This window comes from Micromonospora sp. ALFpr18c, from assembly GCF_008868155.1.
GTDB lineage: Bacteria > Actinomycetota > Actinomycetes > Mycobacteriales > Micromonosporaceae > Micromonospora.
In genome coordinates this window covers 1-24,902 of the sequence record NZ_WBKR01000088.1, presented here as the reverse complement: position 1 = coordinate 24,902, position 24,902 = coordinate 1, and the positions used below count along the sequence as shown (strand labels likewise).

At 68.7% G+C, this 24,902-nt stretch carries 21 protein-coding genes; 7 read left to right on the top strand and 14 right to left on the bottom strand.

The window, feature by feature from the left end; genetic code table 11:
* The coding region (locus tag F8271_RS17210) for a transposase family protein (protein ID WP_192580331.1) at positions 1 to 526 on the bottom strand (526 nt) is incomplete at its 3' end.
* A 558-nt stretch (positions 527 to 1,084) separates the two neighbouring features.
* On the opposite strand from F8271_RS17210, the gene F8271_RS17205 reads away from it, so the two are divergent.
* The gene (locus F8271_RS17205; RefSeq protein WP_151490779.1) at positions 1,085 to 1,819 is read left to right on the top strand and encodes a VOC family protein; all 735 of its coding nucleotides are present in this window, start codon (positions 1,085 to 1,087) and stop codon (positions 1,817 to 1,819) included.
* Between the two features lie 277 nt (positions 1,820 to 2,096).
* Positions 2,097 to 3,320, top strand: a complete 1,224-nt coding sequence (locus F8271_RS17200; RefSeq protein WP_151490778.1) for an MFS transporter — start codon at positions 2,097 to 2,099, stop codon at positions 3,318 to 3,320.
* Between the two features lie 16 nt (positions 3,321 to 3,336).
* Here F8271_RS17200 and F8271_RS17195 read toward each other — a convergent pair whose 3' ends face one another.
* The 4 genes from F8271_RS17195 to F8271_RS17180 form a co-directional block, all read right to left on the bottom strand.
* Entirely contained in the window at positions 3,337 to 3,540 is a 204-nt protein-coding gene (locus F8271_RS17195) for a hypothetical protein (RefSeq protein ID WP_225854594.1), read from the bottom strand.
* A gap of 111 nt (positions 3,541 to 3,651) precedes the next feature.
* Positions 3,652 to 4,761, bottom strand: coding sequence for a Gfo/Idh/MocA family protein (locus F8271_RS17190; RefSeq protein ID WP_151490777.1), 1,110 nt, complete (start codon positions 4,759 to 4,761; stop codon positions 3,652 to 3,654).
* Entirely contained in the window at positions 4,731 to 5,441 is a 711-nt protein-coding gene (locus tag F8271_RS17185) for a ThuA domain-containing protein (RefSeq protein WP_151490776.1), read from the bottom strand. Before F8271_RS17185 ends, F8271_RS17190 begins: the two co-directional genes overlap by 31 nt.
* Before the next feature lie 125 nt (positions 5,442 to 5,566).
* Entirely contained in the window at positions 5,567 to 6,091 is a 525-nt protein-coding gene (locus F8271_RS17180; protein ID WP_225854593.1) for a sigma-70 family RNA polymerase sigma factor, read from the bottom strand.
* 795 nt (positions 6,092 to 6,886) lie between these two features.
* Between F8271_RS17180 and F8271_RS17175 the strand changes: the two genes are divergently transcribed.
* Together F8271_RS17175 and F8271_RS17170 are read left to right on the top strand one after the other, a co-directional pair.
* Positions 6,887 to 7,528: a sigma-70 family RNA polymerase sigma factor gene (locus F8271_RS17175; RefSeq protein WP_225854592.1), complete on the top strand. Its 642-nt coding sequence runs from the start codon at positions 6,887 to 6,889 to the stop codon at positions 7,526 to 7,528.
* Between the two features lie 41 nt (positions 7,529 to 7,569).
* Positions 7,570 to 9,216: a S8 family serine peptidase gene (locus F8271_RS17170; RefSeq protein WP_192580330.1), complete on the top strand. Its 1,647-nt coding sequence runs from the start codon at positions 7,570 to 7,572 to the stop codon at positions 9,214 to 9,216.
* 1,821 nt (positions 9,217 to 11,037) lie between these two features.
* On the opposite strand, the gene F8271_RS17165 is transcribed toward F8271_RS17170, so the two are convergent.
* From F8271_RS17165 to F8271_RS34210, 9 genes are all read right to left on the bottom strand, one after another.
* Positions 11,038 to 12,753 carry an RICIN domain-containing protein gene (locus tag F8271_RS17165; protein WP_151490774.1) on the bottom strand — a complete coding sequence of 572 codons (1,716 nt, stop codon included), beginning with the start codon at positions 12,751 to 12,753 and terminating at the stop codon, positions 11,038 to 11,040.
* 150 nt (positions 12,754 to 12,903) lie between these two features.
* Positions 12,904 to 14,670, bottom strand: a complete 1,767-nt coding sequence (locus F8271_RS17160; protein WP_225854591.1) for a type IV secretory system conjugative DNA transfer family protein — start codon at positions 14,668 to 14,670, stop codon at positions 12,904 to 12,906.
* The gene (locus F8271_RS17155) at positions 14,667 to 16,346 is read right to left on the bottom strand and encodes an ATP/GTP-binding protein (RefSeq protein WP_225854590.1); all 1,680 of its coding nucleotides are present in this window, start codon (positions 16,344 to 16,346) and stop codon (positions 14,667 to 14,669) included. The genes F8271_RS17160 and F8271_RS17155 overlap by 4 nt, the downstream gene beginning before the upstream one ends.
* Positions 16,343 to 17,836 carry an SCO6880 family protein gene (locus F8271_RS17150; protein ID WP_151490772.1) on the bottom strand — a complete coding sequence of 498 codons (1,494 nt, stop codon included), beginning with the start codon at positions 17,834 to 17,836 and terminating at the stop codon, positions 16,343 to 16,345. The genes F8271_RS17155 and F8271_RS17150 overlap by 4 nt, the downstream gene beginning before the upstream one ends.
* Before the next feature lie 26 nt (positions 17,837 to 17,862).
* A complete protein-coding gene (locus F8271_RS17145; RefSeq protein ID WP_151490771.1) occupies positions 17,863 to 19,020 on the bottom strand; it encodes a hypothetical protein in 1,158 nt (385 codons plus the stop codon).
* Position 19,021: 1 nt separating this feature from the next.
* A complete protein-coding gene (locus tag F8271_RS17140; protein WP_151490770.1) occupies positions 19,022 to 19,753 on the bottom strand; it encodes a hypothetical protein in 732 nt (243 codons plus the stop codon).
* A gap of 7 nt (positions 19,754 to 19,760) precedes the next feature.
* Positions 19,761 to 20,078: a hypothetical protein gene (locus tag F8271_RS17135; RefSeq protein ID WP_151490769.1), complete on the bottom strand. Its 318-nt coding sequence runs from the start codon at positions 20,076 to 20,078 to the stop codon at positions 19,761 to 19,763.
* Positions 20,079 to 20,136: 58 nt separating this feature from the next.
* Complete coding sequence (locus F8271_RS33240; protein ID WP_225854589.1) at positions 20,137 to 20,925, bottom strand: hypothetical protein; 789 nt, start codon at positions 20,923 to 20,925, stop codon at positions 20,137 to 20,139.
* The gene (locus F8271_RS34210) at positions 20,922 to 21,425 is read right to left on the bottom strand and encodes a DUF6668 family protein (RefSeq protein WP_357948986.1); all 504 of its coding nucleotides are present in this window, start codon (positions 21,423 to 21,425) and stop codon (positions 20,922 to 20,924) included. The genes F8271_RS33240 and F8271_RS34210 overlap by 4 nt, the downstream gene beginning before the upstream one ends.
* A 217-nt stretch (positions 21,426 to 21,642) precedes the next feature.
* On the opposite strand from F8271_RS34210, the gene F8271_RS17120 reads away from it, so the two are divergent.
* The 3 genes from F8271_RS17120 to F8271_RS17110 all read left to right on the top strand — a co-directional run bounded on the left by F8271_RS17120 (position 21,643) and on the right by F8271_RS17110 (position 24,389).
* The gene (locus F8271_RS17120; RefSeq protein WP_151490768.1) at positions 21,643 to 23,088 is read left to right on the top strand and encodes a glycoside hydrolase family 19 protein; all 1,446 of its coding nucleotides are present in this window, start codon (positions 21,643 to 21,645) and stop codon (positions 23,086 to 23,088) included.
* A gap of 87 nt (positions 23,089 to 23,175) precedes the next feature.
* Positions 23,176 to 23,613, top strand: coding sequence for a DUF4913 domain-containing protein (locus tag F8271_RS17115; RefSeq protein WP_151490767.1), 438 nt, complete (start codon positions 23,176 to 23,178; stop codon positions 23,611 to 23,613).
* 5 nt (positions 23,614 to 23,618) lie between these two features.
* Positions 23,619 to 24,389, top strand: a complete 771-nt coding sequence (locus tag F8271_RS17110; protein WP_192580329.1) for a zf-HC2 domain-containing protein — start codon at positions 23,619 to 23,621, stop codon at positions 24,387 to 24,389.
* The last annotated feature ends 513 nt before the right edge of the window (positions 24,390 to 24,902 follow it).

Genomic DNA, 24,902 nt, shown 5'->3' with positions numbered 1-24,902 from the left:
CCAGCAGGGCGCGGGCGGTGGCTGGCTCGCTGGTCTTGGCCCCGTCGGTGGGCGCCTGGGCGACGATGACACTGGCCGCACCCGATCGCGGCGGCCCTGCGAGGGCGGACATCAGGTGCAACTGATCACCGTCGTCGTCAACGGCGCCGCGCACAGTCTTGCCGTCCAGTCGCAGCTGCGTCGGCGTGTCGACGCAGCTGCGGGCATGCTGGGTCGCCGTCCACTCGGCGATCACGGCGTCCAACACGTCGGCGTCGGTATCAGTGCAGACCCGCCAGATCGTCGAGCGTGACGGCCGTCCGGCCGGGCGCGCTCCGACTCGCTGATACAGGCTGTCCAGGACCTCGGCCGAGACGTCGGCGACCCAGCCCGCCATCGCCGTGTAGCCCTTCGACCCGGCCACCGTCGCCGCCGCGACCAGCGCCAGGACGACCGCGACCGGATGATCCCGCCCCTGCCCACAACGGCCGTCAGACACCGCCAGCAACAACTCCAGCAGATCGCGACACGACGGCGTGAACGACACGCCACCATCCCGCGGCGCGGGCACCGAATCGACAGCAGGGATGACAGACTGCGCCATGACGAAGCTCCGGGTGGACCAGATCCGTGAGAAGACCTCGTCCTAACGGAGCTTCGTCCCCATTCGACACGCCGACGTGGTGACCACTACCCACCGTAAGATGATCTTGAAACGCCCGTGGTCAGGACGACGACCATCGCATCGCAGTGACTGAGATGACGCTCGAGTTTCGCGGAGTTCACGTGTGTCGACGGAGGGTCGAGGCTGGCAATCAGACCCTCGGCCTCCATGAGGCGAGCGAAATAGTCATTGATCATCGCGTCTCGAGGTCGATAGCTGTGTGCGAAGTAGACCAGGCTGCTCAACTCGCCGCCTCCTCATCGACCCAGACGTCGACCAGGCGATTATCGCAGGCATCGACAAGGTCCGTGTCGCTGCTCTCCTCCCGGAAGACCCGGCCGCCGGCGCCGGACGCCGCGCCGGGGTGCCGACGTCGCCACACCGAGCGATCACTCCGGTTCGGGTACCACCGCCGGCTCGACGGGCTCTAGCATCGCTGCCATGGCGACGCGGCTTGTGCAGATCAACATGAAGGCTCGGGACGACTCCGCGCTGGGCGGCTTCTGGGCGCAGGCGCTGGGCTGGGAGGTCTCCAGTGAGGGGCCCGGCGTGACGAACCTCGAACCCGAGGGCTTCGTCTACCCCGACCCCGTCGCTGTCTGTATCGACCTCGTCGTCTCCCCGGAACCCAAGACGGTGAAGAACCGCGTGCACATCGACCTCGCCACCACCTCGACGGCCCATCAGGCGGAGGTCGTCGCGCGCCTGAGGGATCTCGGCGCGACACCCGCCGACATCGGCCAGGGCGACGTCCCGTGGACGGTCCTGGCCGACCCGGAGGGCAACGAGTTCTGCGTGCTGGAGCCCCGGCCGATCTACCAGGACACCGGCCCGATCGCCGCCGTGGTGGCCGACTGCGCGGATCCGCGCGCCATGGCCCGCTTCTGGGGCGAGGCCACCGACTGGACCGTGCACGAGGTGACCGACCACCGCGCGGTGCTGCGCTCGGCCAAGGGCGTCGGCCCCTATCTGGAGTTCATCCGCACACCCGACGTGAAGACCGTGTGGAACCGCGTCCACCTCGACGTCCGCCCGTACCCGGATGACGACCTGGAGGCCGAGGCGGCGAGACTGCGGGCTCTCGGCGCCACCTCCGTCGACCTGGACCGGAGCGTCGGGTGGAAGGTCCTGGCGGACCCGGAAGGCAACGAGTTCTGCCTGCTCACCCCCGCCTGACAGGGCCGCGACCCGTGCTCGCCGGGACCGCGCTACCGCCGCCGAGGTGGGCGGGCACGCCGGGCTTGAGGAGTCCACCCCGCCGTACTGGCCCAGTTCGACGACGACTGGGGCGCGGGCGACCAGATCCGGGCCGTCCTGGCCCCGTTCCGGACACGATCCTGACCGGCGGCCCGACGGCTGATCACGGACGCGCGCGGGTGTCGCTGCGGTCGGGGCCGGCGACCGGAGCAGGGGCTGGACGCTCGGCTACGGTGACCATGAATGGGGGTGGACCATGGCGCCGGAGGTGTCACCGCGACGGGCCTGGGCCGTACTCGTCGTGCTCTCCCTGGCCGCGTTCGCGTTCATCACGACCGAGCTGCTGCCCGTCGGCCTGCTGACCCACATCGCACCCGATCTCGACCGGTCGCGCTCGCGGGTGGGAATGCTGGTCAGCGGGTACGCGGTCGTGGTCGTGGTGGCGTCCGTGCCACTGGCCCGGCTGACCCAGCGGATCCCCCGGCGTCACCTTCTCGGCGGCACGATGATCCTGTTCGCCGCCGCGAACGCCGCCGCCGCGCTCGCATCGACGTACGCCGTGCTGGCCGGCGCCCGTCTCCTGACCGCACTCGCCCAGGCGCTGTTCTGGTCCATCGCCACGGCGACCGTGACCGGGCCCTTCCCGATCGCGGTACGCGGCCGGGTCGTGGCGCTGTTCGCGACCGGGGCGACGCTCGCCCCGGTGCTCGGCGTACCCCTCGGCGCCTGGCTCGGGCAGCACGCCGGTTGGCGTACGGCGTTCGCGGTGCTGGCCGGGGTCGGTCTGGCGATCGCCGCCGCGGTGCTGATCCTCCTCCCCTCCTATCCCCCGGCGACCGGCGGTGCCGCCCGGGGCACCGCACCGGACGGGCGGCGCTTCACCGTGCTGCTGATCGCCACGGCCCTGGGCATCGGCGGCTTCATGACCCTGCAGACCTACATCACACCGTTCCTGCTCGACGTCAGCGGCTTCGCCGACGCGGCCCTGGCACCGCTGCTGTTCGCCGCCGGCACCGCCGGCGTCGTCGGCACCCTGGCCGCGGCCCGGACCCTGGACACCCGGCCGATCGCCTCTCTGCTGACGCCGCTGAGCATCGGCGCGGCCTCGCTGATCGGCATGTACGCGCTGGGCGCACTCCGGCCCGGCGCGGTCGCGTTTCTCGCCGGGATCGGCCTCGCCTACGCGGCGTTCGGCTCCGCCGTGCAGAGCCGGATGCTGCAACTGGCTCCCGGCAGCACCGACATCGCCTCGGCCGGCGTCAGCACCGCCTTCAACGCGGGCATTGCCGGTGGTTCGCTGTTCGGCGGCGCCCTCCTGTCCATCTCGGGGGCACGCCCGCTGGCACTCGTCGGTGGATCGCTGACGCTGGTCGCCCTCACGCTGCTCGCCGTGGACGCGCGGCGGCGTCACGCCGCCACGCCAGCGCCGGCCGCCGCTGGGCGGGAAACCGCGGTGCGGGCCTCGCCGCTACCGCGTTGACCGCGGGGCGTCGCCGTCAGCGGCCATCCACGGGCTGCTCCTTCGTCAGGTGGAGCAGCCATCCCTCGCCGGTGCGGATGAGCGCGTATCGCCGGCGGCCGGTGCGGCCGTGCAACGTGAACAGCATCCGGCGGTCGGTGCGGTCGTGCTCCTCCCAGGTGCCGATGTCGGCGATCGACTTGTCGGCGTCCTCGTAGGTGAGGACGAAGGCAGGTGCCACTCCCCCATTGTCGGCGCCCGCCGCTGCGCCCGTCCCGAATGTGGCTGTTCCACGACGGCGAGGATCGCCCCGCCGACGGCGTCCTGTCGGCGATGCCCGGGCTGACCCCGTTCAGTGGCCGTATGCCGTCCAGTCCTCGACCGGAGTGAGCGGAACCGGCACGGGCCGCTGCACCACCGTCGTCAGCTCGATCCGCCGACCCTCGTCCGCCGACCGCAGCAGGGTCGTCATCGTTTCAAGGACGTGCAGGGCCACGTCACCGCCAGCGCGCGGCGGACGCTGACCGTCGGCGCTGACCAGGTCGATCAGACCCAGACCTCGGGAACCCTCGGCGTAACCGGCCCGCGGTTCGAGAACGCGCCACTGGGTGCCGCCGAGCGCGAAGAGGCGGACCTCACCGTCGAAGGTGTTCGGATCGGGTACGGCGAGCGTGCCGGCCTCCCCATGGACCTCGATCGGCGCGGCAGTCGTCGCGACGCCGTCGAAGCTCGTCGTGATGGTGGACAGAGCACCGTTGGCGTGCTCCAGCACGCCGGTCACGTGGGTGTCCACCTCCACCGTGATCCGCTGGCCCATCCGAGGCCCCGAGCCGATGACGCGCTCGGCGCGCAGCCGGCTGGCGGTTCCGCTCACCGCACGGACCGGCCCGAGCAGGTGGATGAGCGCCGAGATGTAGTACGGCCCCATGTCCAGCAACGGGCCGCCGCCGGGCGCGTAGTAGAAGTCGGGATTGGGATGCCAGCGCTCGTGCCCAGGGGTGACCATGACGGCCGACGCGGACAACGGGCGTCCGATCAGCCCGCCGTCGATGGCCGCACGCGCCGTCTGCGTACCCGTGCCCAGGACGGTGTCCGGCGCGCACCCCACGCGGACGCCGGCCGTCTTGGCCCGATCGATGATCGAACGGCCGTCCGGGAACGTCACGGCGAGCGGCTTCTCGACGTACACGTTCTTGCCCGCGTCGATCGCGCCGAGCGAGATGTCGGCGTGCGCCGCGGGGATCGTGAGGTTGAGTACCGTCTGCACGTCGGGGCGGGCGAGCAGGGCCTCGACGCTCATCGCCTCGGCGCCGGGGATCGTGGCGGCGACCGCGGCCGACCGGGAGGCATCGAGGTCGGCCAGGGCGGCGATCGACACCGCGGGGTGGTTCGCGAGTGTGTCCAGGTACGCGCGGGAGATGACCCCGAGACCTACGATGCCGACGCGGTGCGGGTCGCCCACCTCATCCCCCTCTCGATGACGGTACGGACGCTCGCGTGCTCCAGCACGTCAAGGCTGTGTCCCGGGGTCGTCACGACGATGCGCCCGGCACCCCACAGTCGGGTCCAGATCGCCGGCGAGGTGACCGGCCGGTGCCATGGCTGCCACGCCCTGCTCGGGTGGGTGGTGACCGCGAGGATGTCGATCAGGTCGTCGTGCAACACCCAGTACTGCTCGGTGACCAGGTCGAAGTCCTCGATGCCCGCGGTGATCGGATGCTCTCGGCCGAGGTCGGTGATGCGCACCGTGTGCGGCAGAAAGTTGTCCTCCGCGCCACCGTGACGCTCGCACGGCTCTTTACCCGGATGGGTCGCGAACTGGCCGCCCACCAGGTGCAAGTACTCCGATGACGCGCGGAACGAATCCACGATCCCGCCGTGCCAGCCGGTGAATCCCGTACCGGCGATGACCGCCGCGCTGAGGCCCGCCGCCTGCTCCGAGGTGATCTGCGACATCGTCACGCACTGCACGACGAGATCGGTGTCGGCCATCTCGGCGGCATCGGCGTAGATCTCCGTCGACTCCTCAACCCGTACGGCATAGCCGCTGCGTTCGAGGAAGGGGATGAACAGGTCCGTCGCCTTGACCGGCTGGTGCCCCTCCCACCCGCCCCGAACCACAAGTGCTCTGCGCTGCGCCATCCTCGCTCCCTCCACGGTCGGCCGGCACCGGGCTGGACGCTCCCGCCCCGGCGACGTGCCGCCGATGCCCGTGCCCGTCGCCTCGACACCGTACTCGTGGTTGCCGCCACCGCCGGCGTTCGTGGTCAGGCCAGCTGGTCACGCAGTGCGCGGATCGCGTAAAAGTTGCGGGACTTCACGGTCCCGGCCGGAACGTTGAGGATCTGCGCGGCTTCGGCGACCGTACGTTCCTGGTAGTAGAGCTCGATCAGGACCGTGCGAAGGCGTTCCGGGAGAGCGGCGACGGCTGCCCGGATCTCGGTCCCGTCTATGAAGCTGTCGACCTCGGCGTCTTGGGCGGGAATGTGTGTCAACGCCTCCGCCGAGGTCAGCTCGGGACGTGAACGGGCCGCCCGCGCCTGGTCGATGAGGATGCGCCGGGCCACCGTGTAGAGCCAGCCGCGGCTCCATCGGCCGTCCACCCGGGAGTCCGGGTTCTTCCAGGCCCGCACCATCGTCTCCTGCACGACGTCCTCCGCCCAGTGGACGTCGCCACCGACCAGCCGCGACACGTAGGCCAGCAGCGCAGGACGTTGTACCTGCTGGAGATGCTCAAGGGCCTCCTCGGGCGTCATGCCTTCGGTGTCTCTTTCCGGGGCGACCTCATTCACCGCGTGTGCCCTGGTGCCCGCCCGTCCTTTGGCTTATCCGCACGCGGCTGGGGTACGACCGGTCCGGCGCGCCGAGCAACGCCGCCCTGTGATCGGAGTGCGGCCGCCGCACTGGAGCCTCGCGGAGCCGCGGGACGGGGGAAGACAACCGGGCTCGGGCCCAGACCCTCCACCTTGTCAAGACGTCTGCGGCCCTCGACCAGCTCGCCCATCACGTCCGCGAGACTGGGGTCTTTCAGCATCACCAGGGCAACGACCTGCTCGTACGCAGCCGTCAGTGACGCGGGGTCGAGACCGTCGATGTCCAGGCCCGGAGCATCGGTTGCAGGTTCCGCCGCGGGTCCGGGCGGTGCGGCCAGGGTGCGCTTCGCTCTTGCGCGAACCGCACTCCAGTCGACCGGCATGGAAAGATCGCTCTGCAGCGCGCGGAGAGCGTTGTCGAGGTGTTGTTCAGGGACGGTCATGGGCTAGCGGGTCTCCTCCGGGGATGACTACCGAGCATCCCCCTGCAAGCAACGACGCGCCGGATCATTCGGTTCACGACGCCCAGCCCGGTGCCTCAACCCGAACCGCAATTCGCGCGGGACTCCGTGTGAAGGAGCACCGATCGGCTTCGGGGCGCGGGCCAGGACCGTTGACACGACGGACGGAGGGCCGGAAGAGGCGGTTCAGAGAGTGTCAAGTGGAGCCCGCTTCAATGACCGCTGATGGGTGCGGCCCGCGACGGATGGGCGCGGTGGGCTAAGCGATGTGCGACTGGGGTCAGAGGTCGTGGTCTTCAGGAAAGGACGGCACATGCCTCCGATCGATGACACGGCCGGATCCAGCGAAACCAGTCTCGCTCTCCGTAAGGCAACCGATGACGGAGCGTACCTGTCCGAGCAGGGCGACGCCACCTCACCGCTGGATGGGATGGCGGCCCTTCGGCACCTGCAACTGGTGCACCGGCCGGTGTTGCTCGCCTATGCCATCCGGCTGGCAAACGGCGACCGGCACTGGGCCGAGGACATCGTGCAGGAAACCATGGTGCGCGCCTGGCAGCATCCCGACGCCCGCAACGAGGGCGGCCGCTGGAATCGAGCCTGGCTGTTCACGGTCGCACGGCGGATCGCCATCGACAACGTCCGCGCCGCGCAGGTGCGCCCGCTCGACTACACCGACGAGATAGGCGATGCCACCTCCGATGAAAGTGCCGAGGAGCGCTTCGCCCGCGACCTCGACTCGCAATACGTCCGACGGGCCGTGGCGTCGTTGCCGGAACGGCTTCGTACGACGCTGATTCAGTTGTATTTCCTGAACCACTCGATCGCCGAGGCGGCCGAGAACCTGGATATCCCACCCGGAACGGTGAAGTCGAGGTCGTTCCACGCGCTTCGTGCACTGCGCAAAGCACTGTCCGACCAGGGATTCAACGCCGGCTCCGAACCGGACGCATGACCGGGCCCTCGCCTGCGGGCCCTTATCCGAAAGGCAATGAGATGACCCGACCGGCCGCGGCGCAACGCCTGCTCTTCAGCCTCGCCGCGGCGGCGCTGGCCATACTCGGGCCCGGCATGACGCAAGCCGCGCAGGCCGACGCCGACTACGTGAAGTACTACGTGGTGACCTCGGCATACCAGGGTGCGCCGGAGAACCTCGGCGAGATCGCGGGACGGTTCCTGGGCAGCGACGCGCGATCCACGGAAATCTTCGACCTCAACGTCGGCCGCGTCCAGCCGGACGGCAACAAGCTGTCGGACCCGAACCGGCTGACGGCCGGTTGGCGACTGGTGATGCCGTGGGACGCCGTGGGGCAGGACATCCGGTACACGGGACCGGCCACTCAGGGCTCGGCCACGACGCCCGGCAAACCGCAGGGCGACGGCGCCGCAACGGGTCCCGGACAGATCCCCGACGGCGGCCTGCCCCCCGGCGGCGGGTCACCGCCGAGTGGCATGAACTGTGCCGGCGCCGCGTCGACGACCCGCCTGGACTGGGCCGCGCTGCGTCTGGCCGCGGACCAGGCCTGGCCGCAGAGCCGCGGCAAGGGTCAGGTCGTGGCCATCCTCGATTCGGGCGTCGACGGAAAGCTGCCGCAACTGGTCGGGCGGGTCAGTGCCGGCCACGACATGGCCGACGGCAAGAGCCGTGGTGACGTGGACTGCCTCGGCACCGGCTCGTCCATGGCCGGGTTGATCGTGGCGCAGAAGACACCGGGAAGCGAGCTGACCGGCATGGCGCCGGACGCGTCGGTGCTGCCGATCCGGGTCCGCTCGACGGCCGGAGGCGTGCTGCCGACGAACGTTCAGGCCCAGGCCGTGACGTACGCGGTCTCGGCTGGCGCCACCGTGATCGCACTGGGCCCCGCCATGGACGCCGGGGCACCGGAGGTCGCCACGGCCCTCAAGAACGCGGTGATGCAGAACGTCGTCGTCGTTGTCGGGGCCAAGACCGAGGCGGGCGTCGGTGAGCCGCCATCCGGCCCGGGAGTCCTGCGGGTCGCTGGCGTCAGCGCCGACATGCAGGCCGCGGACGCGTACCGCAAGGGCGGCATCGACATCGTGGCGCCCGGCGTGAACGTCACCAGCCTCGGAGTCACCGGTGCCGGCGGCACGGCGGGTACGGGAACGTACTACGCGGTCGCCTTCGCCGCCGGGGAGGCCGCCCTCGTACGCGCCGCGTACCCGGACCTCACGGCCTCCCAGGTGACGCACCGCGTCCAGGCGACGGCGGATCAGGTCGGCGAGGGCACCCGCCCCGACGGTTCGTTCGGCTGGGGAATGATCAACCCAGCGGCATCGGTGACCGAGGTGCTTGCCGAGGAGAACGACCCGGTAGCCACCGAGAGCGACAGCGCCGAGATGACGGCGCAAGAGACGCACGGATACTCCTTCTGGCTCGTCGTGGTCATCCTGATCACCCTCGGAGCCGCCGGCTATCTGGTCTGGCGGATGGTACGCCTGTGGCGTGGCCGGGCCGAGGACATGAGCGACGTGCAGCCCGCGGCCCCGGTTCAGTTCCCCTCGCCCGTGATGGCCGGCGGCCCGCAGCCGCACTGGAACGGACCGGTCGAGTCGGCCGACGCGACCCACTGGACGGACGACACCACCGCGACGCAGTCCGACGCGGACGACCGGGAGTGGTGAACGGTCGGCGGAACTCATTGAGGCGATCTCGACAAGGGGTGGGGCGGCCGGGATGACCGGCCGTCGGTCCAGATCGGATCGTGGTGGATATGACCGTGGCAAGCATCGATAGACAGGCTCCTCGCGACAGGTCCCCGGTCTCGAGAGGGCACCAGGTGATCACCTGTGCTGTCTGACTGACCTGCCCAGAATTCGTGCAGCTCGTGGTGTGGCTGCTTGGCGACGGGCTTCGGACGGTGCCCATCCGATCGTTGAGCCGTTCCGAGTAAGGACGTCTCATGGGAGCCCGGCCAGAACGCGCCGGCTCGCAGTCCTGCCCGCTCACCCGTTCGCCGGTGGCCATCACCGCCGCCCAGACGGAGACGCCAGCCATCGACGCAGTATGCCGTACCCACAGGCGGGCCGGTCGGGTGGCGACGCGGGGGCTGGCGCGGGGGCTGGCGCGGCTCGCTCACCAGCCCGAGCGAATGACGCGCTGAACCAGGGCGAAGCTCCGGTGCGACAGCTTCACCTTTCAACGACACGCGAAACGGCGGTGGTGACCACCGTCACCACCGCCGCCATCGATCTCGAAACTCCCATTCACCGGCGTCAGTCCACTACGGCACCGCCGAACACATCCGCCGGCACCGGCATGACGCCCGCGACGCCGCACAAGCCGAGCACCCACACCGGTTCACGCGGCGCCCCCAACCACCGGAGTATCCGACCTGACCTATATCAACCAGCCCATCCAACAGACACAAACCGTCTCAGCTTGACGTGACAGCTACCGGACACGGGGCGTCGACTGCCCATTAGCACGTGCGGGGCTCGGGAGCGTGGACGGTTGTGGGGATGGGGAGCTGGGCAGCGAAGCACGGCCAAAGCCGCCGCCGGCTAGGGCAGGACTGCTCAAGCCAGCCCAGTCGCTGGATCGACCGTGCGCAGGACCCACCGCCATGCGCGCGCCCGGGTGGGGAGCGCCCTGGTAGGGAGCGCCCTGGTGGGGAGCGCCCTGGTGGGACAAGCCCTGAAGGGCCGCGAGTTGAGCGGTGAGGGTCGACATCTGAGACGTGAGTTCCTCAAAGGTCCTGGCCAGATTGGCGTTGACCTCAGCGGTCCCCGAAGGAACTTGTTGTCGAGGAGCCGCGGGATAGTGAGCAGCGTGATGGACTCGATCATATTGATACGCTGATGTGTCAGTGCCGGTGAGCCCGAGGCTTGATGTAGGCATAGCAATGGGCGAATGAAACTGCCCACGCTCGGCGGCCACACCAGAGCTGGCCGCGGAGCGTATGCGACCGTACATTTCGTTGGGATCTTGCATTCTGAGATGTGGCTCGACAAACAGGTTATCCCGGACAGATTTCGGCAACTGCCCCTGTTCGTACAGACTTTTCACGGTTGGGCAGTCACGCATCATTGCGTTTACGTAGCGCCAAATTTCCTGCTGCCGCCCCATGAGTCTCGCAGCCCCGACTCTGTCCCGAGCCTTACTCGCCGACCTCACCATTCCCGCCGGCCCTCTAAGCGCCCTGTATCCCATTCGTGCATAGCCGTAGCCTTTACGAATGAAGTTGCGCCCCGGCCGCTTGTCCGCCCGCCTTCGATCGAGGTTGATGTTCGCCTGACGAATCATCCTGTCCAACTCCAGGCGTGCACTTCTGCGAATTGGTTCACTCAGGTCTACGTTACTAACAATATCTCTTCTCACGACCGCGATAGCGTCGAGGGTGAGCTTTCGCTTCGAATATTCCTTTTTCGGACGCTGCTCGTATACCCTGTCCACCGTAACCTCCGGATGTGATTGCTTGATCTGCTAGAACAAGACGCTCGGACTTATTCGTGGACAAGGCTCCAGCGCTGGTCGCGTTGACCAGGGATCTCGTCCCACTGCTCCAGCCAGTGGCCGTTCCAGGTGCCGTCATCGGCAGTGGGCGCCACGTCGGCGCCGAGGATCTCCAACAGTTTTCCGGTCGCCCGGTTACGGATGTGCAGGCGGCCACCGCCCGCGTTCTCGATCTTCCACTGCTGGAAATGATCCGTGGGGTTGAGCTTCACCTGCAGCACCTTCGCGCCGTTCCAGGTGCCACCCGGTTCGATACCCATTGCGAGGCCGCTGTACGTGTTGACCCACACGGCGTAGCCCTGCGAGGCCGTGAGCTTCCAGAACTGGTCCTTCTGGTGCTTGTTCACCCACAGCGTGACGTGCTCGCCGACCGTCTTGTTGGAGTCCGAGTACGGAATCTGCGCCACCGAGCCCGTCCAGTCGTTGATCAGCTGGTAGTTCAGGCCGACCTTGAATCCGCCAATGCTCGTCGGCGTGGTCGGCTGTTGAGCCGGAGTGGTCGGCTCCTGCGCCGGAGTGGTCGGCCCGCCGGGCGCGGGCGTCGTTCCGCCCGGCGTCGCAGGAACCGTCGCCCCGGTCGTCGGCTTTCCGCCGGAGGGGGTCGTGGGACCGCCCGGGGACGGGGACGGGGACGGCACGGCCCCCGCGGTGAGGCGCGGGTCCTTCTCGTACGCCGCGACGTATCGCATCGTGGCGTCCGAGAGCTGTGGGACATTGGCCTTCGGTGTGCCGTTGGCGGCCCGCACGGCGTCCTCACCCCACTGGAACGCGGCGAGCGCCATCCGGTACGGGTCGGCACCGCTCAGGCCACCGAGTTGCGAGACATAGTCGCACATCGCCATGCCAAGCGCGGGAATTGCCTCCTCCGCCTTCCACACCGAATCGGGCGACGACCCGTACTGCCGCCACAGGTCGGGCGTGAACTGCGCGATGCCCAGACCGCCGTCCGCCGAGCGCGCCTTCGGATCGAACTTCGACATCGCCATCAACTGCGCCGCGATACGCGGGGCGGTGACCAGCGGACAGATGCTGCCGGCCTTCCGAATCAGGTCGACGTACGTGTCCGGCACCCGGATCGCGCCGGGCTGCGGCCGCGACACCGCGCCGTTCGGCGACTCGACGCGGAACGGCGTCTGCTCGGCGTACCAGTTCGCGTACGCCTTGACACGCTTGACGTAGGACTTGGCGGAGGCGGGTACGCCCTTGCTCGCCACGACCGCGTCAATCCCGACCTTGTCGGCCGCCAGGGCCAGCGGCCACATGTCGCCGGTGAGACCGGCGAAGCGTACCTGGCCGACGAGGTCACAGGTCTTGTGGGCGAGGGCGTGGATGTTGTCCGCGCTGTCGCCCCGGTCCGCATTCTGGGCGGGACGCCAGCGGTTCCATTCGGCGGCGGTGAGCCCGGCGATGCCGTTGCTCTGATCGGAGGCGAACTTTGACGCCACCATGATCTGCGCCGACAGGCGTGCCGGGTTCAACGAGCGGCACGACAGCGCGGCAGCGACGATGGTTTCCGTCAGCGCGGCCGGCACGGCCTTGCCCACGAGCTTTTCCGCGTTGGCCGACGCGGTCAGGTCGCCCCCCAACGGCAACACGCCGGCGCCCAGGGTCACGAGGCTCAACCCGGCAATCACCACGCGGCGGCGGTCCTTCGCGGGCAGCCGCAGTCGGATCCATCGGGTCTTTTGGCTGCTGGACGAGGTCATCGACGCACCTTTACGGCCAAGTCAGGAAACAGAGTCGGACTTACAACGGCGAAATGGCCTCGCCGGTTCACGCGAGATGAGCCTCGTCAACCCTGCCGACAGTGCGGCGCCGAGCCGACCCCGAACACAGCGACAGTCGACCCGGACGCGTCATCGAGCGGTGTCGCCTGCCCAGGCGGCGGCTGCGCGGCGGGTGATGCCGTCCACCTCCTCCTTCGCGGCCTTCGAGATGACGGCCGAGTTCGGCTCCTTGTACCAGGGGCGTAGGCGGATCAGGGCGGGTCGGATTCCCGTGGCGAGCAGAATCGCTGTCCCCTTCGGCAGCGCCCTGATCTTGTCAGGTGGCAGGATCGGCTCCTGGCGGTACGAAACCGAGCGTGATCGTCCATCGCGGCTACTGGACCAGCTCGGCGTTTTCACATCCCGCTGTCCGACCAGGCGGGAAACCTTGTCGACGAAGTCGGCGTCGTCGAGACCGGCGCCGAGCAGCTTGATGGTGGCGGCGCTCCACAGGGCGTCCATGCCGGCATCGCCCCAGACCCGGGCACCCTGACGGTAGCTCTGCAGGAGCGTCACCACGTTGATGCCGCGCGAGCCGAGGTGGCTGTACAGGTCGGGCAGGTCACTGATCCGGCAGACGTTGGCCGCCTCGTCGAGCACCGCGGTCATCGGCGGGTCGAGACGGCCGCCCATGCGTTCGGCCGCCACCACGCCCGCCCGTAGCGTCATGTCGGCAAGGCCGGCGATCACCCCGGCCGCCGAACCGCCGCCGTCCTTGGACAGCAGGTACAGCGTGTCACGGCTGATGACGTGCTGGGACGGGATGAATTCCGGCAGGAGCGGGTCGGGGCTGACCCAGGCGACGATCTCCGGATCGAGCAGGCAGGCGGCGCACTGCCGGGCGGTCTCGTAGATGCCGTCGCGGGTCTCCACCGCGCCGCGTACGGTCCCCTGCAACTGCTCGGCCATGGGGGCCATTCCGACGTCGCGCAGGATGTCGATCGGTGTCCGGTCGGCCGGGTCGGCGAGCCAGGCCAGCAGGTCGGAAACCGACCGTCCTCCTCGGCACGCGGCCAGGAACAGTGCGGTGAGCGTGTTCTGTGCGGCCGAAATCCAGAAGTCCTTCTTCGCCGAGTCGTCGTTGACGGAGCTGACGAAATGCCCGGCAAGCCGGCGCGAGCCCTCGATGGTGTCGCAGCCGGCCAGCATGTCCCACCACATCTCGCGCGGAGAGTGCGCGATGCCCTGCGGGTCGAAGGTCCAGACACGGCCGACCTTGGCGCGTTCCTGCCGGGTTACGGTGAAGACGTCGGACTTGTTCGAGGTGAGCAGCACCGCTCCCCGCGCCCGGAGCAGCCGCGGGATGGCAATCCCGGTGGACTTGCCGGCACGGGGTGCCATCAGGTCGAGTTCGACGTCCTCGAAGGAGGACCGCAGCTCCGGCCCATCCGGGTCCAGGTCACCGAGGAGGTTGCCGATGTCGTCGGGTGCGAGCTCACGCACGCCCTTCAGCGACGGACGCAGGTCCCGGGCCCGCGCCGCGGCCTGCTCGGGCATCAGGCCGGCCATCTCCCGTCGGCCCGCCAGTCCGCTCGACTTCGCGGACACCCGACCGGCGACCTTGAGGACGATCAGAACGATCAGAGACACCGCAACGGCGAGCAGCAGGACGGCGGTGGTGTAGACAACGGACGGGGAGATGCCGGGCCAGACGGCCGCGACCTCGCCGGTCAACAGTCGCCGGTAGACGCCGCCGCTGAACGGCGGCGGATGCCAGCCGTTGCCGGTCACCGCGAATCCGAGCGTACCGCCCAGCCAGAGGACACCGAAGACGATGAAATTGAGCACGGCGACGCCGGGGATGAGCCAGGCCATGACCTCACTGCTCCCGACCCCGACCCCGCCTCGCGCGCTCACCAGGCATCCTCGGGAGTGAAGTCGGCTCGCTCCTGTTCGCGCGCGGCCCCTACCTCGTCCGCGTGGCCGTTGGCCACCCATCGGGTGTTCGTGTCGTGCAGACGCCGCTCGGTCTCGGTGATCGACATCCGGATCGGGATGCCCGGACGGCCACCGACCTTGACCAGGAAACGGCCGCGCCCGGGGGGTTCCTCGTTGTCGCCGTTCTGTGCCCAGCCGGGCGGCGACGACCAGGAGGAGACCAGATCGATCTCTCGACGCGACAGGCCGACCACCTTGCTCAGCTCCTCCATCTCGGCACGCGGCAGGCCGGCGCAGACCACCATGCCAGCTCGCTCGACGAAGCCGCGTGCCTTCGCCTTGTCGGACTCGCTGCCCAGCGCCTCCGCGTCCTTCAGAGTGTGGGTGATCTTCGAGTCGGCCAGGCCGAGCGACCGGTTGAGCCGAGTCAGCGCGTCGATGCGGTCGACGATGCCGGACGCGGCGCGCAACGGCCGCCACAGCTCATCGAGGACCGTGAAGAACCACCGTCTGGGCGCCAGCCCGGCGTCGGCGAGCGCATGCGACGCAGCGACCGTGCCGAGCCCGTCCGACCAGGCCGCGAGCATCGCAGCCGCGGTGAGCTGGCCGTCCGCCTCGCCAATGCGGGAGATGTCGATGCACACGGCGGTGGCATCGGGATCGATGTGGGTCGAGGTCGTGGACGAGAACGTGGTGCCGAGTGGACCATCGAGGATGCCCAGCAGCGATCGGTGCAAAGGGTCGACCGCGTCGCGGTACCGCGACTCCTCGCCACGGTCGAGGGTGAACTGGCGGACCTCGTCGGGGCCTTCCTGCAGTACCGCCAACAGGTCACCCAGGTGCACGGCGTGGCCTTCCGGCGTGCGGTCGCGAAGGTGACGCAGGCACGCCGAGAGCACGGACTGCTCGTGATCGGTGATCGCCTGACCACGAACGATGGTCAGCAGTGCGGCCACCATGTTGAGCACCCGGCCGTGGGTCTCGGCCAGCAGCGTTTCCCCGGCGCGGCCGCCGATCTTCGCCGCCGCGGCGCCCATCGCTCCGGGGTCCAGGACGTTGAGGCCACCGACGCCACGGCCGATGGAGATGACCTGACCCCCCAGTGCCCGTACGGTGTCGGCGTAGTCCGGCTTGAGGTCGCCCAGCACCAACGGGACCACCCCTTGCGCCGCCAGACCGATGAGCATGCGGTTGATCAGCGTGGATTTGCCCAGACCCGGCATCCCGAGCATGAACAGCGACGGGTTGGAGATGTAACGGGCGCGGGTGAACCAGTTCAACGGGTCACCGCAGACCGTCGCACCAGTCGAGAGGTGCTGGCCCAGCGGCACGCCGACCGACGGCGCACCCGACCCCGAGACGAACGGCCAGAGGCCACACGCCTGCACACTGGTGGCGCGCCACATGGCCGGCGGATCCATCGGAGCGACCCGGCCGCCGGCGAGCCCGTACGATCCGCGGTGCGGTATGAAGTCGTCCCGGTTGCGCTTCGCCGCGTACGCCCGCCTGCGCTGCTCGGCCTGATCCGCCTTGCGCTGCCGGATTGCCTCCTTGCGCCGCGCCCTCGGTGACTGATCGCCGATCTCGTCGGGCTCCAGCTCCTGCGCCGCGAAGGGCGGGACGATGAGCCGGTCCAGTGCCGACCCTGTGCTCACAATGCCTCCTGAAACTCGCGAGGGATCAGCGTCTGCTCCCAGGGCAGGATGCCCACCGGCAGCGCGCAGGTGAACGCGGCCGCCTGCATCCGGTCGGCGGCCCGCATCGACAGGCGGGAGGCTCCGAGCAGGTTCCGCATCGTCGCGTTGGCGTCGGCGATCTCCTCGGCGGACTCCACCGTCACCGTGACGACGATCGAGAACTCCACGAGCCCGGCACCGGCCGCCTCCTCGGCTGCGGTCTGCTCGGTCGCGGCGACCTCCGTCATTGACCGCGCCCGGATCGGTCCACGGGTGGAATTGGCCATGAACTGGGCCGCGCGCCGGTCCGACTCGACAATCTTCGCGGACGTCGCCGGATCGATCGGTCGGTACAGCAGAGCCACCCGCTTCCGCCGGATGCCGACTGCCGGGTCTAGTAGTGAACGCAACACGCTGGAACGCACCGTTCCGCGCGGCGCGAGCGTGAGAAGCCAGCTGCGCGAGACGCCCGAATCGTGGTGGTAGGCGTCGACCTTCTCCACGGCGGCGGCTGGTCCCGCGTCGTTCCACTCCAGGCCGGTACCGCCGTGTTGGGCTCGGATGTCGTTCACGTCGGCCGAAACCGCGGGGTCGTAGGCGACCCGGACGACTTCGGCGATCCGCTCGGCGGACAGCGGCGTGGCGGCGCCACCACCCGCGCTGATCAGGCCACTGATCAGGCCTTGGATGCGAAGTGCGAGCTCGGTGAGAATCTCGTCGGAACCGCGCCGGGTTCCGCTCCGCAGCCCGTACGTCAGGGTGACGTACGTGTTCATCTCCGACGACGCATCCGGATAGCGCTCGACGACCTCCTGCATCACCTGCTGGGCGACCGGCGGGGCGTCCGGCGAGATGCGGGTGAGAACTTCGCTGGCCAGCCGGGTGCCCGGGTCCGGCGCGGTCTCCACGACGACCGCGGCACCGCGCAGATCCGGCTCGTGCGACAGCCGGGCGAGCCAGTCACCCCACTGCGCCACCCAGATGTCACTCTGGTCGTCGTCGACGAGTGACCCGCCGTCGGGCTCGCAGCCCAGCACGATCGTGTAGAGGTTGCGGTAGCGGTGGTGCAGGACACCGAAGCGGCGCCCGTACGGGTCCAGGCCCTCCAGCATCGTGACCTTGCTCAACATGCCCGGTGGCCGGAAGCGACCGCCCGGACGGGCGGAGAGCGGACCGGAGACATAGGTGGTGCTTCCATTGGCCCGCCGGCGGGACCAGCCGATCCGCACCGACATCATGTTGTAGACGTTGCGGCCGTCCGGCGTACGGATGGCCAGCGGGCCCAGCGCCACCGCACCTATCACCGCCATGATCAGGGCCACACCGATGGAGATCATGGACGCGAGCAGGACCACCACCAGGCCGCCGAACAGGCCTACGGTGCCCACCAGCCCGAACGGCCCGAGCCCTGCCTTCCGCGGCTGGCGCCAGTTGCCGTACGTCCGCGTCTTGACTACTTCAGTACTCACTCTTTGCGCTCCTGTTGTCCGGCTCGCTAGCGGTCGCCACCGTCGATCGCGGTCGGCAAGGCGCCGTCGGCGATCCGCCCGGCGGTCTGGTGGGTGGTGGTCACGGCCCGTGCGGCCACCGCGGCGGTCGTCGCCGCAGCCTTCACCGCGCCGCTCGCGGCCATCCCGGCGGCACCGGCCACGCCGGCGCCAGCGGCTCCCCGGCCACCGGTGGCGCCGCCGGCTCCACTGGCTCCACGAGCACCACTGGCACCGCGGCTGGCCGCTTGTTGCCCGCGACTCGCCAGGCGCGCCGCGCCCGAGGCGACCGCGCCCGTCGCGGCGGCAGCGCCGCCGACCACAGCGCCGGACGAGTCCGAGGAGCCGAGGGCCGCCGCGGCGGGGACGATCAGCCGTAGCAACGCCGGCATCGCGACGGCGGACATCAGCAGAACTCCGCACCCGGCGATCCGTTGCTGTAGCCCTCCCTCGCTGCCTCCATAGGCGATCATCGTTGTGCCCGCGTAGAGGATCAGACCCACGGCCGGCTTGTAGACCAGCCAGGCCACCATCCACGCGATGTGCTTGCGCCACCACGACGAACCCCATTCGGTCATCGACGCCGCGGCGGCGAGTGGCAGGGTGCCCAGGAGCAGCACCATGATGCCGAGCCGCAGGTACAGCATGATGACGTGGATGACGCCGGCGATCAGCAGCAGCAGGCCGATAACGATCAGGAGGAAGGTGGAGATGTCCAGGCTGCCGCAGCCGTTGATGACCTTGAGCTGCTCCTTGACGCCTGCCTGGTACAGGTGGTTGGTGTACTGGTCCGACAGGATGGCCAGCTCACCGACGATGAAGGCGCCCGCGCCGGCTGTCAGCAGGACGCGGAGCATGCCCTTGAGTGCGGTCACACCGGCCTGTCCGCGACGTTCCATGGCCATCCGCGCTGCGGCGACCAGCAGTGAGGCCACCGCGATCGCGAGCACCAGCCAGTTGGTCTGCAGCCCGAGCTTGTGATTGAACTCGGGGTCCGCGGACAGGGTCGGAACGGTGTCCGCCACGCTGGCGAAGAGGTTGACGGCCGCTTCGATAATCGCCGAGGCGAGCCCTTTGAGGATGCCGTCGATCCCCTGGTCCGCGAGTTTCCACGCCCACCCGAACGGGCCGCCGTAGGAGGCGTCTCCGGAGCTGCAATCCGGCATGTCACACCTTCCACATGATAAAACCGCTGGAGGTCGACATGGGAATTATCGCCGTGTGGAGATCCCCGCTGGGCAGTGGCTTGATCTTCCAGTCTCCCCCGGACCAAGCGACGGTGTACTCCGTGACGGCCATCCCCTGCGTGAAGCTCATCAATATTCGGACCGTGGCGGCAGAATCCGAATAGGAGACCAGCGAAAACCCGGCCAGCGAGGCGACCGACTGCGTGCCTGCCGGCTCCACATAGGTGGCACGCATCGACACGAAAATCTCTCGGTCTTCGCCAGGAGTGATCTGTCGCTCCGCGACTTGGGCCCAATCACGTCCGCTCAACTGCCGAGGAATGACGTTCGCCGCCAGCACCGCACCCATCGGGGTGTGCGCAAAGCACCACAGCAGCGGACCGCCCAGCACCCGTGGACCAGCCGACCGGGAGACCGGGATGCTACCGCCGTTCAACTCCCGCCACGTCACGTCGTTCGGAGCGCGCACCGGCGCCCCCTGCGCGGAGTCGTCGGTCTGGCAGCCGTCCGGCCGCTGCCCCGGTCCGGCGTCGATCCGCACCGACTGAGTGGAACTCGTCTCCTGCGCATCGTCCGGCTTGACCAGCAGGGCGAACAACCCGACGACCAGCACGACGGCGACGAACCCGGCCGAGAGCTGCCAGCTCCGTTGCGACCAGTAGGGCCGCTCCTCGTCGTCGCGAACCGGAGCGGACCCGAGCAGTCTCAGCACGTCGCACTCACCCGGCGTTGAAATCGAAGACGAACGAGACCAGCGGACCGGCCGAGGCGACCAGAATGCAACCGCCGAGGACCAAGCCGAGCCGGCTCATGTGCTCGGACGTCTCCCCGCGCTTGTGCGAGATGGCCATCATCGTCCCGGTGATGAGCACACCGGCCACGCCAGCGGCGGTGCCGGCCCACGCGATGATGTTGAGCCCGAGCGTGACCAGGCCCACCAGAACCGGCGGCGCGGCACCACCCCGGTCGGGCTGCGGCACAGCGGCCTGCGGCAGCAGCCTCAACAGGGCGTCGAGGTAAGTGAGGTACCTGGACATGATCTACCTCCGATATCGGGGCCGGGTTGATGCGAACGCCGGCAGAAAAAAGCGGTCTTCAGAATTCGTCGAGAGCGGCTGCGATATCCAGAAACATGACGATAGGACCAACCGCCGCTGCGATGATGCAGGCGACAGCAACAATAATGACCTCCTGCCGCAGTTCGGCGGACCGGCCGGGATAACCGAGACGCACCTGCAGCGCCATCTGGGTGCCAATGAAGAGGAGCCCACCGACTCCGGCCGCCGACACGCACCACGCCAGCACGTTCAGCAGATTTACCAGTGCGGGTTTCTGATAAGCGCCGTTCTGCGCCAGCGGATTGAACGGCGAAATGCTCGGCTCCGGGAACACCGGAGGCGGCATGCCCGGATTGTCGCAGTCGAACTTACTCGAAATTGTCGCACCGCTGATGGTGCAGTTGGCCGCACCCGTGGCCTCATAATGGTTGGTGTCTTGGCCGGCAACGACCTTGGCCCACACAAATATCCGGTCGCCCGGCTGGTAAGGGATATCAACGTCCCAACTCTGGGCAGTCAGCTTCTGGCCACCACAGTGCTGTCCGGGGGCGCTCGGTTCGAGGGCCCAGCAAAACGTCACGGTCGCACCCATTTTGTTCCTGAATTTCATGTGCCACGGTGGATACCCGCTCGTCGGAGTCGGAGCCGGCTCCACCTCCGGCTCCGGGTCCGGAGGCGGAGGCATAGCGAGCGACCCGGCCGCGGCCGCGAGGGTCACCGATGCTTCCCGGCCGTCCGCGGGCAGCCCTGCGGTCACGACCCAGACGAGCGCCAGCGTGGCCAGGGCGGCCGACAGGCGAGGCCAATTGATGGTGCCGGTCATCATTGCCCGCCAGGGTGGTAGGAGCCCAGCTCTCGGACCCGCCGCTCGAGTGACTCCACCTGCCGGGGCAACCGACTCGGATGCTGACCGAGCCGCCAGTCCGGAATCCAGGGAATCCGATGCACCGGAGCAACCGAACGCAGCAGACGGATCTGACTGACCAGGACCCGGGGCAGAGACCCGGGGGCATCGGCCACGGCGACCACGCCGATGAGTTCCATCCCGTCCGGGTGCCTGCTCTCACGCATGGCGTTCAGGGCACGCGACGCGGCTTGCAGGCCGTACGCATGCGTTCTCGCGACCAGGAAGATCCGCGCCGGCTCCGCACGGCCCGGCTGGGGCCACCGGCATCCGAGATCGGTCCCACCGAGCACGTTCGCCAAAGTCGTCGCGCCGCATCCGCCATGAGCCGCGACCCAGCCCACGCCGGTCCGGCTCAGCCCGCCGCGCGGCTCCCGGCCCGAGTGTTCCCGGTCACCCGCGTCTCCGTCGATCGCGGACATGGGGGCAGGCCGGTACACCCGCCGCACCCGAACGCTCATCCCAGTTCCCGCCTTGTCACCACTGTGCCGTCAGCAACTCAGCTGACAACGGAGAAAAATCAAGACGGTTCACGGAGCCGTGCAGTGAACCACTGGCACCCTCGTCCGTTCCTTGAGCAGACGACGTCATCGGGGCCACCCCGACGGCTGCCGACGATAGAGCCGACACGAGGGGCGGATGGCTAGCACACGCAATGCACGGGCACGGGCAGCAGTTGCCGAGGCGACGCCGAAGCAGCCGGACGCCGGCCAGACCACCGGCATCATTGTCGCCGTCCTGGCCTTCTGGCCGCTCCTCCTCGTCGCCCTGATCTGCCTCCTGTGCATCGTGGCGATCGTCGGAGGGTCGATAGCGCAGCACACTCCAGTCGACAGCCAGCCGGGAGGCAACGGCTCGGGTGCCCTCGACGACGTGCTCAAGGACGACGGCAAGGGCACCCTCGACGAGAAGAACGTTCCGCTCCCCGACGTCGTGCAGGCACTGAAGGACGCCGGCGACGAGTGTGACGTGATCAGCCCAATTGTGCTCGCCGCCCAGATTCAGGTGGAGTCGCAGTTCCGGCGGGAGGCGGTGGGGCCTGACGACCAACGCGGGATCGCCCAGATCCCGGACGACATCTTCGCGACGTACGGCAAGGACGACGACGGTAACGGCACCGCGTCAGTCCTGGACCCGGTGGATTCGATCCACGCGCAGGCGCGGTACCTGTGCGCACTGAGCGACCAGGTCGGTGAGCTCATCGACAACGGCGAACTGACAGGTGACAGACTCACGCTGACGTTGCTGGCATGGAACATCGGAATCGAGAGCATCAAGACCCTCGGCACCGTTCCGATCGGCCTCCTGGCGTACCCCTACGAGGTGCGTTCCCAGTTCGAGTCCTTCCGGAGCCATGAGACGACCCCCACCCCGGCCCCGTCTCCCTCACCGGGCGGGGCTGGCACGGGCTCACCCGGCGGGGCTGGCACGGGCCCACCCGGCGGGACCGAAACGGGGACATCGCCGGCGAAACCGCCGTCCGGAAGCGGATTCGACGAGGCGGTCTTCAGGAAGATGTTCCCGAGAGCCATCCCGTTCTACAGCTACGCGGGATTGACCCAGGCGATGGCGAAATACCCGGCTTTCGCCAGCGGGTCCGGCGACGTCGGCAAGCGTGAATTAGCGGCATTCCTCGCCAACGTGAACCACGAGTCCGGCGGCCTGATCTACGTCGAGGAGCTCAACAAGAGTGCCTGGGGGAACTACTGCCAGTCGAGCGCCCCGTACGGTTGCCCCGCCGGAGTACGGGCATACCACGGTCGAGGGCCCATCCAGCTCAGCTGGAACTACAACTACTATGCGGCCGGGAACGACCTCGGTTACGACCTCCTCCACCGGCCCGAACTGGTGAGCACGAACTCCACGGTTGCCTGGGGCACGGCACTGTGGTTCTGGATGAGGGGTGGGGGGTCGCCGCACTCGGCGATCACCGGAACGGGTGGCTTCGGCGCAACGATCCGGATCATCAACGGCTATCTTGAATGCGGCGGGAAGCGGCCGGACGCGGTCGGGTCCCGGGTGTCCGCGTACCGGAAGTTCTGCGAGTTACTCGGCGTGGATCCTGGCGGAAACCTCACCTGTTGATCGGGCCGTGAACCATCTGCAACATCCAGCCGTTTTCAAAGTGGAGCTACCCACGCCACCCGATCTGGAGCAGGAGAACCAATCCCGATGACCACCGAAACGGAGAACGGCGCAAACTCCACATCGGACGCGCCGGTTCCCGAACCGCAGCCATTCTTCATTCTGTACCTGCCTGACCCGGCGTACTCCATCGAGCTGGACCTACTCGCTCGATGGGTGCACGGCCTACTCCTGCCGATCTACGGGCAGGAGACCTCGTCGACGCGTCCGTGGTGCCCGCAGTGGTGGCAGCACATGTCTGCCGTCGGCCACCTGCACTCTCTGTGGCTCTCCTGGCAGGCGTTGACCGGGGCCGGCGCCGAGGCCACCGGCCCGGCAATGTGGCATCGCGATTTCCTCATGCCGATCATGAACACCTTGCGGGCGCCGGACGGACCTTTCGCGGGCTGCAAGGCGGGCGCACACCGGCCGAAGGAAACGCCACCGATCGAAGAATTCGGCGCGCCGCTGCCGCTGGAAAGCTGAGCGCCGTGGGTGACGTTGTCAGCGACGGACCGCACGTTGCCGAATTGCTCGGGCCGTACTACGCCGACCAGCTCGGCGCGGCCGACGGTGAACGCATCGAGAACCATCTGTCGGACTGCGCCTCGTGTCGCACCACCGCCGTGGAGGTCTGCGAAGCCCTCGTAGCGATCACGCTGCTCGTCGACGAGGACCGTGACGGCCTTGTGGAAGAATTCGGACCGCTCAGTCGGGGTGGACCCGCCCCAGAGCGCTTCATCCGCTTCTTCGCGCACGACATCGGGCACCTGACCGGTTGGACCACCGCCGCCGGGACGCCGCCTGGCACGAACCGGCCGTCGGCCTGGCGCCTACGGCTGCTCGTCCAGACCGGGCTGGTGCTTGCGCTGGTGCTGGTATCCGGCGGTTTCGTGCTCAACGGCCTCCTGGGCCGCAATTCCGACACGGCACCGGAGCCGATCCCCGTCGCGGTGACGGCGTCGGCCTCGGACCGCTCCACCGGGGTCTCCATGTCGATCCTGGTGAAACCGACGACCTCCGGCACGTCCGTCGAGGCCACGGTCACCGGTCTGAGCGCCGCGACCGGCTACCGGATGTACGCGACGACGACCGACGGGGCGGCCATCCCCGTCGTCAACTGGACCAGTGAGGGCAAGGCCGAGAATGTGTTCGGCGACGTGCCGGTCGCCGTCGACCGGCTGTCCTTCGTCACCATCGTCCGCGCCGACGGCAGCGTCACCGTTTCGGCGTACCTGAGCACCACGCCGGCGACACGGTAGTTCGGCAGTACCGAAGCCGAGCGCGACAGCGTCCGGGCCCTTCTCGCCAGCTCCAACCTCGCCGACCTGACCCCGGCTGCCGTCTGGGTGGTCCACGTCGGGTCGGCGTCCAGCATGTACCGGTTGCCGCCCGAGAGGTCCCAGCATTATTTGATCTTGCGCGCCACAGGGCTCCCGAACCCGAATCGTCTGATCCGTAACGGGCCCGAAACTACCGGTTGAAAATCCTGGAACTTTCTGCCAGCCTGAGAGCCATCGATCGGTGTGAACGTTAACAAGATCCTTTCGACACCGGAGGCGCCTCACCCGACCGTCAGGCCCGTCACCGCCAGGGTGACCACGTCCACCACCTGGAGAGCCCAGCGCCCGCAACCACGTCCCGGCGGGCGACCGAGCCGACTCATCACCACCATCCACCCCCTGATCAGGCGGCTCGACCCAACTCCCCTCCGGGTGGTCGCCGGACGTGGACCCCGACCCGATCGGGCGCACTCAGCAGCGTGGCCGCAGATC

Excerpts from the sequence above, each read along its gene's own strand:
- F8271_RS17205 (WP_151490779.1), top strand. The coding sequence starts at position 1,085 with ATGGCGACGCGGCTTGTGCAGATCAACATGAAGGCTCGGGACGACTCC.
- F8271_RS17200 (WP_151490778.1), top strand. The coding sequence starts at position 2,097 with ATGGCGCCGGAGGTGTCACCGCGACGGGCCTGGGCCGTACTCGTCGTG.
- F8271_RS17185 (WP_151490776.1), bottom strand. The coding sequence starts at position 5,441 with ATGGCGCAGCGCAGAGCACTTGTGGTTCGGGGCGGGTGGGAGGGGCAC.
- F8271_RS17175 (WP_225854592.1), top strand. The coding sequence starts at position 6,887 with ATGCCTCCGATCGATGACACGGCCGGATCCAGCGAAACCAGTCTCGCT.
- F8271_RS17170 (WP_192580330.1), top strand. The coding sequence starts at position 7,570 with ATGACCCGACCGGCCGCGGCGCAACGCCTGCTCTTCAGCCTCGCCGCG.
- F8271_RS17165 (WP_151490774.1), bottom strand. The coding sequence starts at position 12,753 with ATGACCTCGTCCAGCAGCCAAAAGACCCGATGGATCCGACTGCGGCTG.
- F8271_RS17145 (WP_151490771.1), bottom strand. The coding sequence starts at position 19,020 with ATGCCGGATTGCAGCTCCGGAGACGCCTCCTACGGCGGCCCGTTCGGG.
- F8271_RS17135 (WP_151490769.1), bottom strand. The coding sequence starts at position 20,078 with ATGTCCAGGTACCTCACTTACCTCGACGCCCTGTTGAGGCTGCTGCCG.
- F8271_RS33240 (WP_225854589.1), bottom strand. The coding sequence starts at position 20,925 with ATGATGACCGGCACCATCAATTGGCCTCGCCTGTCGGCCGCCCTGGCC.
- F8271_RS34210 (WP_357948986.1), bottom strand. The coding sequence starts at position 21,425 with ATGTCCGCGATCGACGGAGACGCGGGTGACCGGGAACACTCGGGCCGG.
- F8271_RS17120 (WP_151490768.1), top strand. The coding sequence starts at position 21,643 with ATGGCTAGCACACGCAATGCACGGGCACGGGCAGCAGTTGCCGAGGCG.
- F8271_RS17115 (WP_151490767.1), top strand. The coding sequence starts at position 23,176 with ATGACCACCGAAACGGAGAACGGCGCAAACTCCACATCGGACGCGCCG.